Origin of the sequence: Staphylococcus sp. AntiMn-1 (assembly GCF_001663395.1) — a bacterium.
Classification (GTDB): Bacteria; Bacillota; Bacilli; order Staphylococcales; family Staphylococcaceae; genus Staphylococcus; species Staphylococcus equorum.
Window position 1 is genome coordinate 1,398,185 of sequence record NZ_CP012968.1, and the last position, 16,396, is coordinate 1,414,580.

The following is a 16,396-nucleotide window of genomic DNA, read 5'->3' on the forward strand; positions in this document are numbered from 1 at the left end:
TTATTTTCCTTCAATCGCAGCTCTACATTGTTTAGCAGCTTCTACAGGATCATCAGCATTTGCAATGCCGCCACCAACAATAATTAAATCAGGATTTTCTGCAACAATATCTTTAATTGTATCTGGTTTAATACCACCTGCAACTGCTACTTTAGAATTACTAATTACAGATTTAACTTTACGTAAACTTTCTAAAGGAGATTGACCTTCAGCTTGTAAGTCATAACCAGTATGAACAGCGATATAATCTGCGCCTAAATCATCTAAATCTTTCGCACGTTTTTCTAAATCTTGTACTGCAATCATATCTACTAATAATTGTTTGCCATGTTTATGTGCTTCATCAACTGCAGCTTTAATTGATGCATCTTCTGCAACGCCTAAAATTGTTACTACGTCTGCACCAAATTTAACTGCTTGGCTTACTTCGTAATCGGCAGCATCCATAATTTTTAAATCTGCTAATACTTTTACACCATCAATATTATCATTTAAATGTTGTACAGCTGGTAATCCTTCATTTATAACAATTGGTGTTCCAATTTCTACGATATCTACATAATCTTTAACTTTATTTGCTAATTCTGCAGCATCCTCTTTATTTAATAAATCAATTGCTAATTGTAATTCCATATGTTATTACCTCCTATATATTATATATTCATTATGCTATAATAACTTAGGAAATACAATACTGACAAATACGTCACTGAGGAGAAGAAATTGTTAATAGAATATAATAATAAATTATTTTACACTTCTAAAGATTTAGCTTTATCAGTAATTGGTGGTAGATGGAAAATCCCTATTATTTATCATTTATTACAATCAGAAGTACTTAGGTTGAGTGAATTAGAAAAAAAATTACCAGATATTAATCAAAGAATGTTAATTAGACAATTAAGGGAGCTTGAAAAGGATATGATAATAAAAAGAACTATATATCCAGTAGTCCCTCCAAAAGTTGAATATCGATTAACTAGTGTTGGTTTGTCTCTCGACAATGTGGTCTATGGTATTTGTGAATGGGGAGATGAATATTTGAAATTAATTAATAATGAAAATTAGTTAATTTTTTAAAGAAGAAAAATTGAACCGAACTTTATATAATCTCTTTCAGGAATATTGATATGTTTTTATATTGACTAGTAGATTGATATAAATAGAGAACGACTCAGAGACATATAAGTACACCCTAATCATACGTATATAGCTGTTGAATTTATAGCAACTTGCCATTGCTATATGAGAATGTTTTAACTTTATAAATAAGAAATTTGAATAATTGCAATAATAATTAAAATACTGATGATCCACTTTTGTACAAAACTAGGTACTTTTTTACTTAATCTGAAACCTAAAGGAGTGAAGATAATACTTCCTATTATTAAAAATAACGCGTCTTCTAAAGGAATGTAACCTTGTATGAGTTTAATAATAAAGGCGCCAATTGAAGATATAAAAGCAATTACTATACTATTAGCAACTACCATATTCATTGGTAATTTGAATAAAACTAGCAATATAGGAATAATAATAAAAGCGCCGCCTGCTCCAACTATACCCGAAATGATACCAACGAAAAGACCAACCATAACTAATAATGGTTTGTTAAAGGAAGACTGATTTAAATTCGGTTTTACGTTAATAAACATTAAAATTAATGCGATTAAAGCAATGATAATATATATTGCATTTACAAATTCAGCATTAAATAAATTTGCTAGGAGTGCGCCTAACATGCTCCCTGTAATCATACCTCCACTCATATAAATAACTAATGGTGGGGAGAATTCGGTTTTTTTTCGCGCTTTTAATGACCCAGTTAAAGTACTGAAAAAGACTTGACTGGAAGTAAGTCCTGAAGCGATGTATGCACTGTATGCAGGAACACCAAATAGTGGTGGTAATAATAAAATAGCTGGATAAATAATGATAGAACCACCGATACCTACTAGACCCGAAATAAAGCCTCCGAATACCCCAATAAGTAACATCATAATAACAGTTGAAATATCCATTATTTACTTTTTACCAATAAGTTAACGGCTTCATTAATCAATTCTTCAGAATTTTCACCATTATCCTCTGCTGTCTTTACACATTCTATTAAATTTTCACTAATGATAATCCCCATCAAACGTTGGATTGAACTTTTTGATGCACTGATTTGAGTAATGACATCTTTACAATCTTTTTCTTCTTCCATCATTTTAATAACTCCATTGAGTTGACCTTGTATTCTATTAATACGATTAATCATTTTTTTATCATAATGCATAGTTATTTCCTCCACTTTTAATTGAATAAAGTCATAATAATAGATAGAACCAAAAATGTCAAATACCCCATTGGGTATTTGACACGCTATAAAAAATCAGTTAATATACCCCTATAGGTATTTATTAGGAGGATATTATGAAACAATATAACGAAAAGCATATCAACAAATTCAGTAAACAAGAATTAGAAAAATTAGGTGCACAAGGTCAACTGATTGACGTAAGAACAGAAGAAGAATATGAGCTAGCACACATAAATGGTGCGACATTACATCCTGTAGATAAGATTGAATCGTTTAATAAAGATAAAAACACAACCTATTTTGTACACTGTAAAAGTGGTACCAGAAGTACTAAAGCGAGCGAGTATTTAGCTGAACAAGGCTACGATATCGTTAATTTAGACGGTGGCTATAAAGCATATGAAGCAAAAAACGAAGATAATAATACATTAGAAGAAAATACAAATGTAGAAATTAAAGCAGAGCGTAAACAACTTAACTATAGTGGTCTTCAATGTCCAGGTCCAATTGTAAACATCAGTAAAGAAATGAAAAATATTGAAGTAGGCGAGCAAATTGAAGTTACAGTGACTGACCCTGGTTTCCTTAGCGACATTAAAAGCTGGGTGAAACAAACAGGACATACGTTAGTTGAATTGGATGAAAGTAACAATGGAATTAATGCTATCATTCAAAAAGAAAAACCAAAAGACTTACAAGTGAATCATACTGCTAAAGGTACGACAATTGTACTATTTAGTGGAGAGTTAGATAAAGCAGTGGCAGCAATGATTATTGCAAATGGCGCTAGAGCTGCAGGAAGAGATGTAACTATCTTCTTTACTTTTTGGGGACTTAACGCGTTGAAAAAAGAGCAAACAGTTAACGTTAAAAAGAAAGGCATTGCAAAAATGTTTGATTTGATGTTGCCGAAAACACCTTTACGCATGCCACTTTCTAAAATGAATATGTTTGGTTTAGGTAATATCATGATGCGCTATGTAATGAAGAAGAAAAATGTTGATTCATTACCATCGCTTATCAATCAAGCTATCGAACAAGATATCAAATTAATTGCTTGCACGATGAGCATGGATGTTATGGGCATTCAGAAAGAAGAGCTCAGAGACGAAGTTGAGTACGGGGGCGTAGGTACTTATATTGGTGATACAGAAAATGCGAATCATAATTTATTCATCTAATTAAATCTATTAAAAAAGGAGTTTCAACATGTTTTTTAAACAATTTTACGATAATCATTTATCTCAAGCATCTTATTTAGTTGGCTGTCAACGTACAGGAGAGGCGATAGTAATTGATCCTGTTCGTGATTTAACAAAATATATGGAAGTTGCAGATAGCGAAGGGTTTAAAATTACACAAGCTGCAGAAACACATATTCACGCTGATTTTGCTTCTGGAATTCGGGACGTGCAAGAACGTTTAAACGCCAATATATATGTATCTGGCGAAGGTGATGATCAATTAAGTTATAAAAATATGCCGGAACATACAAATTTTGTTAAAAATCAAGATATTATTCAAGTAGGTAATATTAAATTAGAAGTCTTGCATACACCTGGTCATACCCCGGAGAGTATTAGTTTCTTACTCACGGATGAAGGTGGCGGCTCAAGTGTTCCAATGGGTTTATTTAGTGGTGACTTTATTTTTGTTGGTGATATCGGTAGACCTGATTTACTAGAAAAATCAGTACAAATGGAAGGTACTACAGAGATTGGTGCAAAACAGATGTACCAATCTATAGAAGGTGTTAAAAATTTACCAGATTATATTCAAATATGGCCTGGACACGGTGCTGGAAGTCCTTGTGGTAAAGCATTAGGTGCCATACCAATGTCTACGCTAGGTTACGAAAAAATTAATAACTGGGCATTTAATGTAACAGATGAATCTAAATTTGTTGAAACATTAACATCAAATCAACCAGCGCCACCCCATCACTTTGCACAGATGAAAAAAATTAATCAGTTTGGTATGAACATGTATCAACCATACGACGTTTTTCCTAGTTTAGATAATGCAAGAATAGCCTTTGATCTTCGTAGTAAAGAAGCCTTTCATGGTGGTCATACTGAAGGTACAATCAATATTCCTTACAACCAAAACTTCATTAACCAAATCGGTTGGTATTTAGACTATGAAAATAGTATAGATTTAATTGGTGATAAATCTACCGTTGAACAAGCAGCGCATACTTTACAATTAATTGGCTTTGATAATGTAGCAGGTTATCGTTTACCAAAATCAGAAATTTTAACCCAATCCATCCATAGCGTTGATATGACTGGTAAAGAAGAATATATACTTGACATACGTAATGAAGAAGAGTGGAATAATGGGCACTTAGATCAAGCAGTCAATATTCCGCATGGTAAATTATTAAATGAAAATATTCCATTTAATAAAGAGGATAAAATATACGTACATTGTCAGTCAGGTGTTAGAAGTTCAATCGCCGTGGGTATCTTAGAAAACAAAGGATTTGAAAATGTCGTAAATATTAGAGAAGGCTATCAAGATTTTCCAGAATCATTAAAATAATTTAAGAGTGTACAGAAAATAACTATTTTCTGTACACTCTTGTTTTATGTCTAAATAAGTAAGTATTACATAGAATTATGTGTTCAAAAACCCAACAAAAAATCTATGTTCACAAAAGACCTCGTAATCAAGTTATGGTACACTAAAGGTGTATATAGGAGGTCTGTATTTTGAAAATAGGTTATGCAAGAGTTTCAACTGGATTACAAAATTTGAATTTACAGGAGGATCGATTAAATACATATGGTTGTGAAAAGATATTTAATGACCATATGAGTGGTTCAAAAAGTAAGCGACCTGGTTTAGATAAAGCAATTGAATTTGCGAGGTCAGGAGATACGATTGTTGTTTGGAGATTAGATAGACTAGGACGGAACATGGAGGATTTAATCACGTTAGTTAATGAACTTAACGAACGAGGTGTGAGTTTTCATAGTTTAGAAGAAAATATAACGATGGATAAATCAAGTTCTACAGGACAATTATTATTTCATTTATTCGCAGCATTTGCAGAGTTTGAACGTAATTTAATTTTAGAGCGATCTTCAGCCGGTCGAATTGCAGCACGTGCTAGAGGCCGATATGGAGGTAGACCTGAAAAATTAAATAAACAAGATTTAAACTTACTTAAGACACTTTATGATAATGGTACGCCAATTAAAACAATTGCAGAGCAATGGCAAGTTTCACGTACAACTATTTATCGTTATCTCAATAAATTAGAGAGACAAGAGAATAAACACAAGTAGAGTAACCAATCAATTTTATGAAAAAGAATCTAGTAAATAATTATATATATCGTTAACATATAAAACACCTTGTTTCAATATTGTTCGATGCAAATGAAGCCTTCTCTCAGCGTCTAGAAAGCTTGTATTGTTGTTAAAACGATATTTTATATATAAAAAGTAAGCTGAGCAATTTTTGGCTCAGCTTTTAAAATTTTCATCATCTAGCGACAAGTGAAACTTTAATACATTTATGAAATTATAAGTAACTTTAGTTTTACATAATACTTTATTTTTTATGTTATTTTAATAATAATTCTACCGGCATCGCCATTTGCTAATTGATCAAAACCTTTATTTATCTGATCTAATGAGATGACATCACTAATTAATGGATCAACATTGAGTCTGTTTTGACGGTATAAACTCACGAATCTTGGTATATCACGATTAGGAACACAACTTCCGACATATGAACCTTTAACCGTTCTCTCTTCAGCAGCTAAAGTTACTTGTGGAAATGAAAATTCTGCTTTTGGATCAGGTAAACCTGTCGTCACTGTTGAACCACCACGTTTTGTTATCGCGTATGCTACTTGCATTGCAGGTACTACCCCTGCTGTTTCAAACACATATTCAGCGCCACCTGTTATATATGCTTTAACATCATCAATCACATTTTCATCACTTGAGTTAAACACTGCTGTTGCACCTAAATTTTTAGCAATTTCAAATTTATCTTCGTTAATATCTAAAGCAATAATTTCATTAGCTCCAGCCAGTCTCGCACCTATTATAGCGTTGAGACCAATGCCACCAAGACCCACTACTGCTACATTACTACCTGGTCTAACCTGAGCTGTATTTATAACAGCACCTATGCCTGTAATGACAGCACAACCAAACACTGCTGCCCGTTCATAAGGAATTTCTGGGTCTATTTTCACTATTGAATTTTCTGAGACAACAGCATATTCTGAAAATCCAGAAACACCTAAATGATGATGTATGCCATCTTCTTCTTTAGATAAACGTAACCCACCTTCTATCATTTCGCCTTTCTCATTGGAAACTGCACCATTTTCACATAATGCAGGTCTTCCTTCACGACATGGTATACATTTACCGCAGCTAGGGATAAAAGTACAGACAACGTGATCTCCAACTTCAAAATCACTAACGCCTTCACCTAATTCTATAATTTCCCCTGCAGCTTCATGGCCCAGCGCCATAGGCATTGGTCTTGGACGACTCCCATTAATCACTGATAAATCAGAGTGACATAAACCCGCGGCATGAATTTTAATTAGCACTTCATTTTGTTTAGGGGCATCAAGGTTTAAAGTTTCTATTTTTAAAGGCTCTGTTTTTTCATATGGCCCTTCACTACCCATCTCATATAATACTGCAGCTTTTGTTTTCATTGCTTCACACATCCTTTACTCATAATAACCATCCGTAGACTTTCTAAAAGATTCAAATTGGTTGCCATCATGGCCAAACCAAATTTCTGCATTCTTTTCTTGGGCAAGTCGCTTAATATATTCCACTGAATTTGCCCAACCAACTGAATCATAAAGAATACCAGGCGGTTGTAATTTAGGTTCCATACTTTCTTGTGTGTAAATGGCATCAGAAGCTAAGATGAGTGTCCCTAACTCTTCAGTTTCAATTTCCAAACCAATCATTCCCCAGGCATGTCCACTACCAAAGTTGAGTACTTTCACACCATCTACAAGGTTTAGATGTGCTTGATCTCGCGCTATAGTTTGCCAAGTCAAATCATTTTTAATCCAAGCATCGATATCACTCCAAATGTACGCACCTTCTTGTTGATTACGAGCATAGCACTTCATCGCACCACTAAATTCATCATCATGAACAATAACCGTTGCGTTTGTAAAATATTCTAAACACCCAGCATGATCAAGATGTAAATGGGAAGCCACTACTATATCTACATCTTTAGGATGAATACCTAATTGTTCTAGTCTATTTGGTAAGTGACATGATTCATCAGAAAAATAAGGAAAAGCTTTTTGTGTTGAATTAATCCATCGCCCTTCCTCGCCCATTGAATTTGGATTACAAGCAGTATCAAATAATATCTTAGCATCAGGATGATCTATAAAAACAGTATAAATCGGAAATTCATGTAGTTCATTTTCTTTATTTGGATTATCTAATGTCGCTTGGTTTGAATTTGCAATCATTAAATTTTTGTCCATTTTCATTTGCCCATTATCTAAAACATAAATTTTCATTCGTTCTTTTTTTATATTCAGCATATATATATCACCTCAAATGTAACTTTACACTTAAATGGAAAGGTTTTCAAATTTTAATAATAATTAGATTAATTTGCAAAAGATAGAAGATAAAAGTGATTTTCATCTTCTACCAATTATAGAAAAGCTAAATATTTGGGTATATAAAATTCTTTATTATTATATTTAATTAACAACAAAACATCTTTAATTTATATAGTGACAAAAATGTCAGTATTGTTATTTATCGTAAATAATACCATAATGAATATATAATATATAGGAGGTAATAACATATGGAATTACAATTAGCAATTGATTTATTAAATAAAGAGGATGCTGCAGAATTAGCAAATAAAGTTAAAGATTATGTAGATATCGTAGAAATTGGAACACCAATTGTTATAAATGAAGGATTACCAGCTGTACAACATTTAAATGATAATATTGATGGTGTAAAAGTATTAGCAGATTTAAAAATTATGGATGCTGCCGATTACGAAGTAAGCCAAGCAGTTAAATTTGGTGCAGACGTAGTAACAATTTTAGGCGTTGCAGAAGATGCATCAATTAAAGCTGCAGTTGATGAAGCACATAAACATGGCAAACAATTATTAGTAGATATGATTGCAGTACAAGATTTAGAAAAACGTGCGAAAGATTTAGATGATTTAGGCGCAGATTATATCGCTGTTCATACTGGTTATGACTTACAAGCTGAAGGTCAATCTCCTTTAGAAAGTTTACGTAAAGTTAAATCTGTAATTAGTAATTCTAAAGTAGCAGTTGCAGGTGGTATTAAACCAGATACAATTAAAGATATTGTTGCAGAAAATCCTGATTTAATTATTGTTGGTGGCGGCATTGCAAATGCTGATGACCCTGTAGAAGCTGCTAAACAATGTCATGATATTGTAGATGCCCATACAAATGCATAATCAGTTACAATTAATATTAAATAAGATTAAACTAAACAGATAAAAATGCACATGTAGTTGGTGAAAAAATTAGAAACCATTTTATGTTTAAACCTCCTTATTCTAGTGTATATAATACTTAGGTTTTAAAATATAATTGAAAGGTATGTTGTATTATGACTAAAAAAGTAGCAATCATTTTAGCAGATGAATTTGAAGATATAGAATTGACTAGTCCAAAAGAAGCATTAGAAAATGCTGGATTTGAGACTGAAGTTATTGGAGATACAGCAAAACATGAACTTGTTGGCAAACATGGGGAGAAAGTAACTGTAGATGTTAGCATTGCAGATGCGAAACCAGAAAATTATGATGCATTATTAATTCCTGGCGGATTCTCACCCGATCATTTACGTGGTGATGAAGAAGGTCGCTATGGTACATTTACTAAGTATTTTACTCAAAATGATGTGCCTACATTTGCGATTTGTCATGGTCCACTTCTACTAGTTGATACTGATGATTTAAATGGTCGCACAATAACTGGCGTTATCAATGTACGTAAAGATTTATCTAATGCTGGTGCACACGTTGTTGATGAATCAGTTGTAATAGATGACAATATTGTAACGAGTCGTGTCCCAGATGACTTAGATGATTTCAATAGAGAAATTATTAAAAAGTTAAAAGCATAATTTTATAATATCAATCAGTATTTATTATCTAAGAGACTAACAGCAAAGTTTATAACTTTGCTGTTAGTCTCTTGTTGTTAGGTTTTTATAAAAATAAAATGAACTTAACTTCATTAAGATAACTTATAATCTACGATAAAATATTAGATATTCTACATACTGTTTTTGTAATGTAACCTATTTCGAAATTCTACTAATCTTTTAACTTCATCTATACTATTAATTGTTAAAAATTACAATGGAGGGCAATTTAATTTATGAATGATATTACCATTATAGGAGCTTCACAAAATAATTTGAAAAATATAAATATAACTATACCTAAACATTTAGTTACAGTATTTACAGGTCGTTCTGGTTCAGGTAAGTCATCACTGGTTTTCAGAACAATAGCTGCTGAATCTGAACAACTTTTAAATGAAAGTTATTCTAGCTACATTCAATTTCATTTAAATAAGCAGCCTAAACCAAAAGTAAAAGCAATTAAAAATCTTCCTGTAGCAATGACGATTAGTCAAAAAAGATTTAATGGTAATTCTCGATCTACTGTAGGTACAGTATCTGATATATACGCCTCTGTTAGATTGTTATGGTCAAGGATAGGTGAACCTTTTGTCGGTTATTCAGATGCCTTTTCATTTAACAGTCCCAATGGTATGTGTGAAACATGTGAAGGATTAGGTTACATTGAAGACATTAATTTAAATGAGCTCTTAGATTGGAACAAATCTTTAAATGAAGGTGCTATTAATTTTCCATCTTTTGGACCTGATAAAGAAAGAGGGAAAGCTTATCGTGATAGTGGTCTGTTTGATAATGATAAAAAATTAAAAGCATATACAAAAGAAGAATTAGATTTGTTTTTGTATCAGGAGCCAATAAAATTAAAAAAACCACCTGAAGAATGGCGGAAATCAGCAAAATATGTGGGACTTATACCTAGGTTTAGAAGAATATTCTTGGGAGATAAAGAATTTAACAAAAAACGTTATGCTAAACATCTTAAAAATGTTGTGGAAAATAAAATTTGTCCAACTTGTAACGGTCAACGTTTAAATTCGAAAATTTTGAGTTGTAAAATTATGGGGAAAAATATTTCAGATTTTACACAAATGACTGTAAAAGAAAATTTAGCATTTCTTAATAAATTAAATAATTCAACAGCCCAGTTTATTATTGAACCACTCCGAAAACAATTAGAAGCACTTGATTATATAGGATTAAGTTATTTAACTCTTGACCGTGTAACCACTTCTTTATCAGGTGGAGAAGCACAACGGCTTAAATTAATACGACATTTAAATAGTTCGCTATCTGATTTGGTTTATATCATTGATGAACCAAGTGTTGGTTTACATCCAGAGGATATTGCAAAAATAAATGAAATTTTGAAATCTTTAAAACATAAAGGTAATACAGTATTAATTGTAGAACATGATCCTGATGTAATTAAAGAAGCAGATTATATCATTGATATGGGACCAAGTTCAGGGGCGCAAGGTGGAGAGATAACGTTTAAGGGAACATACAAAGAATTATTGTCTTCAGATACATCTACTGGGGAAGCACTACGTATCAAACATCACTTAAAAAATGAGATACGTGAAGCAAAGAGTTTTTATCATCTTGGACCAGTGACCCAAAACAATTTGAATAATGTGACAGTTGATATACCCAAGTATGTTTTGACAGTATTAACTGGAGTAGCAGGTTCTGGGAAAAGTTCACTTGTTAAGGCAGGTTTTGCAAAAAATGATAATGCAGTATTTATGGATCAAAAAGCGATACAAGGTTCCAATCGGTCTAATTTACTAACTTATTTAGGTGTTTTTGACAGAGTCAGAAATTTTTTCAGCAAAGAAACTGGATTAAATAAATCTATGTTTAGTTATAATTCGAAAGGAGCTTGTGCCAATTGTGGTGGTAAAGGTTATATTGAAACAGAACTTGCATTTATGGGTGAATTTTCACAAATATGTGAAGTGTGTCACGGTAAACGTTATAAGCCAGAAGTGTTGAATGCAACTATAGATGGCTATTCTATTGCTGATTTCCTTGAATTGACTGTTGACGAAGGTATAAGATTTTTTGATAAAGAAAATGAAATTCAGTCTAAGTTACAAGCTATAAGTAAAACTGGATTAAATTACGTAACCCTTGGCCAACCTCTATCTACATTATCAGGTGGTGAAATTCAACGCGTTAAATTAGGCCAATATTTAAATGATGATGTTACAGATAGTATTTTTATATTTGATGAACCTACGACAGGTTTACATGAAGCTGATATTCCTATATTGATAAACTGTTTTAATGATCTTATTGAACAAAATAACACTGTTATTTTAATTGAACATAATTTATCAATTATGTGTGATGCTGATTGGATTATAGATGTAGGGCCAGGCCCTGGTCTAGATGGGGGTAAAGTACAATTTAGTGGCTATCCTATAAACTTTGTTAAAGAGAATAAAACATTAACATCTAAGCATTTGAAACTTTATATAGCAAATGATTAAAATTGTTTCATATTTTCATATAGCATTGGTTAGATTTAGAAATTTTGTAACTTAGCGATTCTGAAAATTATCACATGAAATTAATAAAGAAGTCTATATACTGGTTATAATCTGTATATAGACTTCTTTATATATTTATTATTATGGTTTTAGAATTACTTTAATATTATTATCTTTTTTCTGATCGAAAATATCATACGCTTGTTTTGCATCTTCTAAAGGCATTGTGTGAGTTATAATTTCTGTTGGATCAAAAACTTCATTTTTAATCATTTCATATAATTTTGGCATTTGATGAATAACTGGCGCTTGTCCACTTTTTACTTGGACATCTCTATTAAAAATTAAATCTATTGGATAATTGTCTGCAGGTGTACCGTAAATACCAGTTAATTGAATCGTTCCAAATTTTCTTACTGATTCAGCTGCTGTAATAATTGGACTAATATTACCTCGTTGTGCTGAATTTGAACTTATCTCTAAATCATCTTGAGCAACTTGTCCATCCATTCCAACACAATCTATAACGACATCTGCACCACCGCGTGTGCTTTCACGAAGTAATTTTCCTATATTATCTTCTTTAGAAAAATTATATACTTCAGCGCCATTGGATTTTTTGGCATGGTTTAATCTATGTTCTACATTGTCAATGGCAATCACACGTTCAGCGCCTTTTAATTTAGCAAATTTTTGTGCCATTAAACCGATTGGGCCACAACCAAGAACAATAACGGTATCTCCAGATTTTACGCCTGCATGTTCAACACTCCAATAAGCTGTTGGGACAACATCAGATAAAAATAATACTTGTTCGTCTTTCAAATCACTATCTGGAACTTTGAAAGAGGAGAAATCGGCAAATGGGACTCTTAAATACTCTGCTTGACCTCCCCAGTGGTTTCCGTGCATGCCACCAAAACCGAAAAGTCCACCATTATCCATTTTCCAACTTGCCGGTGATGGGTTAGAATTATCACACTGAGACTCCATTTCATTATTACAATAGAAACAATCGCCGCAACCTATGTTAAAAGGTATAACTACTCTATCTCCCTTTTTTAAGGTTTTAACGTCTTTTCCTACTTCTTCTACAATTCCCATTGGCTCATGTCCAATAACAAAACCAGGATCCATAAATAAATCGCCTTGATGATAAAGATGTAAATCAGAACCACATATACCTGAAGCTGTTATTTTTATTATTGCATCCGTTGATTCTTCTATTATTGGATCATGTACTTCACGAACTTCCATATTTTTATGACCTTGATAAGTAACTGCTTTCATTTAAACCACACTCCTTTAAAAAACTTTACCCTTGATATTATAATGTAAACTCAGAAGAATAAATTGATTTATTACTCTTTTTAGAAAATTGTTAGTTTATATGTTGCAAAATACCAAACATCGCATTTATTTAGCCAAAATTAATAAAAAAGTAATTATAGATAAGTTTAATACACGTAAGCAATATACTATATTAGAATAAAATTAAAGATTTATCTAAAAGTAACTATACAGTTTTGAACTATTTATAAGTAACTGCTGATTTTAAAGAAGAATTTGTGCGTGTTTTCTTAAACCGAAATAAAAATCTGAAAAAGCAAAGGATTTTGATGTTTATTGCTTTTAAAAGCTAGTAATTTAAATGAACATTATGTTATTGCTACTTTTTGGGAAATTAAGTTACTTACAAACTATGGCAAGATTCTCGAAAATATAAAGTATCTCATAAGAAAAGAGAGATAAAAAATGTATAGATCAAGATATATTCGTTAACGAGCATGTTTTGAAATGATTAAGACACTCTTTATAAAGAAGTATCTTTTTTATACTACTTTATAGCTTAAAAATTTTGAAAAATTTGTTTAATTTTCATACTTACTTTTTTCGGTGTAGTTAAAGCTACGACAGCTATAATAATAAATAGTCCGCCTACTAGTTGATAGTATCCAAAGGATTCATTTAACCAAGTAATTGAAATGATGATGGCAACAAGAGGTTCTATACTGGATAAAATGCTTGTTTCAGATGGGGATAAATACTTTAAACTTCCGATATAAAGAAGAAATGAAAGAGTTCCACTTATAATCACACCTAATAACATAACAGTTGTTGTGATTGTTAAGCCTTCAATAAAACTTTGAATACTTAAATTTAAATTTAATAAAAAGGAAAATACACTTGCGATTAACATCCCCCACCCAATTACAAGAATGACGCCCCATTTTTTGATTAAAGAAACCGGTTGTATAGTGTAAAATGTAAAACCTAGCATTGTAAGAAGTCCAAAAATAATACCCTGTTTGGTTAGAAGAATGTTTTGATACGAACCATTTGTGATTAAAAAATAGAGACCAATTAAAGCTATAACTATAGAGATAAATTGTCTGGCAGTTGGTAGCTGCTTGATTTGTATGGATACATAAATTGTAATAAGGATTGGAGCAAAAAACTGAAACAACATAGCCGTGACAGCATTGCTTACATTGATTGTCTCGATAAAAAAGTATTGAGCACCGAGCATACCAATAGCGCCAAATAATATGAGTTGAAATCTGTGACCTGGGTACTTCCAAATTTCAAAGATTTGTTTTTTTGAAAAAGAAAGATACAAGAGAAGAAAAATTCCAGCTAATAGTAAACGAAAAACAAGAAAATCTATGGATGAAATGCTGGAATGTTGGAAAAGCCACTGTATCATCGGACCCGATAGGCCCCAAAGAGTTGCTCCACTAATAATCATAATATATCCTATATGTTGATTTTGCTGATTCATTTTAACCCTCCATTGTTAGTATTATTATTGCTATGATGTAAAAATTGTACTCTTAAGGTATTATAGTGAATATCTGACTCTTTTATAAGCGCCAGTATTTTATTAGTAGAGGGGACCAGATTTAATGTTACAGTTAACACCGAATTTTGATATTCAAGACAAAGATCCGATTTATATCCAGTTATATTCGTATATTAAACAAGAGATAAAGAAAAAAAGATTATTACCTGAAATGAAGTTGCCTTCAAAACGAAAACTTTCTCAGCATCTTTGCGTTAGTCAAAATACTGTTGAATCTGCCTATGGGCAATTAGTTGCTGAAGGCTACTTAAAAGCGCTTCCTAGAAAAGGATATTATATTTGCGATATTGAAGAAAAGGATTTTAATATAAATTATCAAAATCCCAAGTATGTGGAGGAAAAATTAAATAACAACGATGGTTATACCTATGATTTTGCATACACTGGTGTTGATCCAGAATCTTTTCCTTTTAACCTTTATAGAAAGTTGGTAAATGAAGTATTTCAAAGTGATAACAAACAAATATTACAGTTAGGCCATCCTCAAGGAGAGCTATATTTACGAAGAGCAATTGCGGATTATATTTACGAAGCAAGAGGAGTAAAATGTTATCCAAGTCAAATTGTTATCGGATCTGGCACACAAACTTTAATGAAGATACTTTTTCTATTATTACCAAAGAGCAAATTTGCTGTTGAAGACCCTGGATATCATAGGAAAATGATGTTATTTGAAAAAGAAGCAAATCAAGTAGAATTCATTCCAATCGATTCAGAAGGTATGCTTGTTTCTCATTTAATTAAATCTGATGCAAATGTAGCAATTGTGACGCCGTCCCATCAGTTTCCTAGTGGTATGATTATGCCGGTTTCAAAACGCTTACAAATATTGAAATGGGCAAAAGAACAAAAAGACCGTTATATTATTGAAGATGATTATGATAGTGAATTTCGATATAGTGGTAAACCAGTACCTGCGCTTCAAGGGTTAGATACCGGAGAAAATGTAATTTATATGGGTACTTTCTCCAAATTACTATTACCTTCTCTGCGTATTAGTTATATGGTTTTACCAATTTCTCTAATCAATATCTACCAAGAAGACTTTTTCTTTTATGCTCAAACAGTCTCTCGCATAGACCAAAATATCTTAAAAGAATTTTTAAATAGAGGACATTGGGAAAAACATATTCAAAAAATGAAAGTGGTTTATCGAAAAAAAAGAGATGTTTTAATTACAGCTATTTCAAAACATTTCCCAGAAAGTGTTGAAGTTATAGGCGAAGACTCTGGTTTGCATTTAACCCTACGTTTAAATAATGGTATGACAGAACAAGAGGCTATTGATCAAGCAGCAAAATTTGGTGTAAAAGTAAATTCTGTTTCTGAATACGGGGAAAATGATGGCCAAACCGTCCTCCTTGGCTTTGCAGTACTATCCATAGAACAAATAAAAGCAGCAGTTAAACTGCTTGAAAAAGCATGGTTTGAAAAAAATACAAGTAATCATTATTAAGATTTTCTTTTTCAATAATGACTCTAAAGGTAAGTATATACAAAGTATTGTATATAAGAATGATGCTAAAAGAGACTTTTGTTACTCATACTGTGATATCAA

15 protein-coding genes are annotated in these 16,396 nt (G+C 31.9%); 8 read left to right on the top strand and 7 right to left on the bottom strand.

All coding sequences use genetic code 11. The features are described from left to right. On the bottom strand, positions 1-633 hold the full coding sequence (hxlA, locus tag AOB58_RS06935) for a 3-hexulose-6-phosphate synthase (protein ID WP_064783153.1): 633 nt from the start codon (positions 631-633) through the stop codon (positions 1-3). A gap of 90 nt (positions 634-723) precedes the next feature. Here hxlA (AOB58_RS06935) and AOB58_RS06940 point away from each other — a divergent pair, with 90 nt between their 5' ends. Further along, positions 724-1,068, top strand: a complete 345-nt coding sequence (locus AOB58_RS06940; protein WP_002508649.1) for a winged helix-turn-helix transcriptional regulator — start codon at positions 724-726, stop codon at positions 1,066-1,068. A gap of 194 nt (positions 1,069-1,262) precedes the next feature. Here AOB58_RS06940 and AOB58_RS06945 read toward each other — a convergent pair whose 3' ends face one another. Beyond that, positions 1,263-2,021 (bottom strand): sulfite exporter TauE/SafE family protein, encoded by a 759-nt coding sequence (locus tag AOB58_RS06945; protein ID WP_064783154.1) that lies wholly within the window; start codon positions 2,019-2,021, stop codon positions 1,263-1,265. After that, a complete protein-coding gene (gene cstR, locus AOB58_RS06950; RefSeq protein ID WP_012816717.1) occupies positions 2,021-2,281 on the bottom strand; it encodes a persulfide-sensing transcriptional repressor CstR in 261 nt (86 codons plus the stop codon). The genes AOB58_RS06945 and cstR overlap by 1 nt, the downstream gene beginning before the upstream one ends. A gap of 137 nt (positions 2,282-2,418) precedes the next feature. On the opposite strand from cstR, the gene cstA reads away from it, so the two are divergent. The 3 genes from cstA to AOB58_RS06965 all read left to right on the top strand — a co-directional run bounded on the left by cstA (position 2,419) and on the right by AOB58_RS06965 (position 5,598). Beyond that, positions 2,419-3,486, top strand: coding sequence for a persulfide response sulfurtransferase CstA (gene cstA, locus AOB58_RS06955; protein ID WP_011867737.1), 1,068 nt, complete (start codon positions 2,419-2,421; stop codon positions 3,484-3,486). Between the two features lie 28 nt (positions 3,487-3,514). Next, positions 3,515-4,849, top strand: coding sequence for a persulfide dioxygenase-sulfurtransferase CstB (gene cstB, locus AOB58_RS06960; RefSeq protein ID WP_064783155.1), 1,335 nt, complete (start codon positions 3,515-3,517; stop codon positions 4,847-4,849). Positions 4,850-5,019: 170 nt separating this feature from the next. Next, positions 5,020-5,598, top strand: a complete 579-nt coding sequence (locus AOB58_RS06965) for a recombinase family protein (RefSeq protein WP_021339531.1) — start codon at positions 5,020-5,022, stop codon at positions 5,596-5,598. Between the two features lie 275 nt (positions 5,599-5,873). Here AOB58_RS06965 and AOB58_RS06970 read toward each other — a convergent pair whose 3' ends face one another. Together AOB58_RS06970 and ahlS are read right to left on the bottom strand one after the other, a co-directional pair. Beyond that, positions 5,874-7,001, bottom strand: a complete 1,128-nt coding sequence (locus tag AOB58_RS06970) for a zinc-dependent alcohol dehydrogenase family protein (RefSeq protein ID WP_021339530.1) — start codon at positions 6,999-7,001, stop codon at positions 5,874-5,876. Positions 7,002-7,016: 15 nt separating this feature from the next. Beyond that, positions 7,017-7,865 carry an AhlS family quorum-quenching N-acyl homoserine lactonase gene (gene ahlS / locus AOB58_RS06975; protein ID WP_064783156.1) on the bottom strand — a complete coding sequence of 283 codons (849 nt, stop codon included), beginning with the start codon at positions 7,863-7,865 and terminating at the stop codon, positions 7,017-7,019. 275 nt (positions 7,866-8,140) lie between these two features. Here ahlS and hxlA (AOB58_RS06980) point away from each other — a divergent pair, with 275 nt between their 5' ends. The 3 genes from hxlA (AOB58_RS06980) (at position 8,141) to AOB58_RS06990 (ending at position 11,975) form a co-directional block, all read left to right on the top strand. Further along, positions 8,141-8,782: a 3-hexulose-6-phosphate synthase gene (gene hxlA / locus AOB58_RS06980; RefSeq protein ID WP_064783157.1), complete on the top strand. Its 642-nt coding sequence runs from the start codon at positions 8,141-8,143 to the stop codon at positions 8,780-8,782. Positions 8,783-8,937: 155 nt separating this feature from the next. Then, a complete protein-coding gene (locus AOB58_RS06985; RefSeq protein WP_064783158.1) occupies positions 8,938-9,456 on the top strand; it encodes a type 1 glutamine amidotransferase domain-containing protein in 519 nt (172 codons plus the stop codon). Positions 9,457-9,713: 257 nt separating this feature from the next. Beyond that, positions 9,714-11,975: an ATP-binding cassette domain-containing protein gene (locus tag AOB58_RS06990; RefSeq protein ID WP_064783159.1), complete on the top strand. Its 2,262-nt coding sequence runs from the start codon at positions 9,714-9,716 to the stop codon at positions 11,973-11,975. A 141-nt stretch (positions 11,976-12,116) separates the two neighbouring features. Here the strand turns inward: AOB58_RS06990 and AOB58_RS06995 are convergent, their stop codons facing one another. Further along, complete coding sequence (locus AOB58_RS06995; RefSeq protein ID WP_002508653.1) at positions 12,117-13,265, bottom strand: zinc-dependent alcohol dehydrogenase; 1,149 nt, start codon at positions 13,263-13,265, stop codon at positions 12,117-12,119. 559 nt (positions 13,266-13,824) lie between these two features. Then, on the bottom strand, positions 13,825-14,757 hold the full coding sequence (locus tag AOB58_RS07000) for a DMT family transporter (protein ID WP_064783160.1): 933 nt from the start codon (positions 14,755-14,757) through the stop codon (positions 13,825-13,827). A 124-nt stretch (positions 14,758-14,881) separates the two neighbouring features. Between AOB58_RS07000 and pdxR the strand changes: the two genes are divergently transcribed. Continuing rightward, positions 14,882-16,294 (top strand): MocR-like pyridoxine biosynthesis transcription factor PdxR, encoded by a 1,413-nt coding sequence (gene pdxR, locus AOB58_RS07005; RefSeq protein WP_064783161.1) that lies wholly within the window; start codon positions 14,882-14,884, stop codon positions 16,292-16,294. The last annotated feature ends 102 nt before the right edge of the window (positions 16,295-16,396 follow it).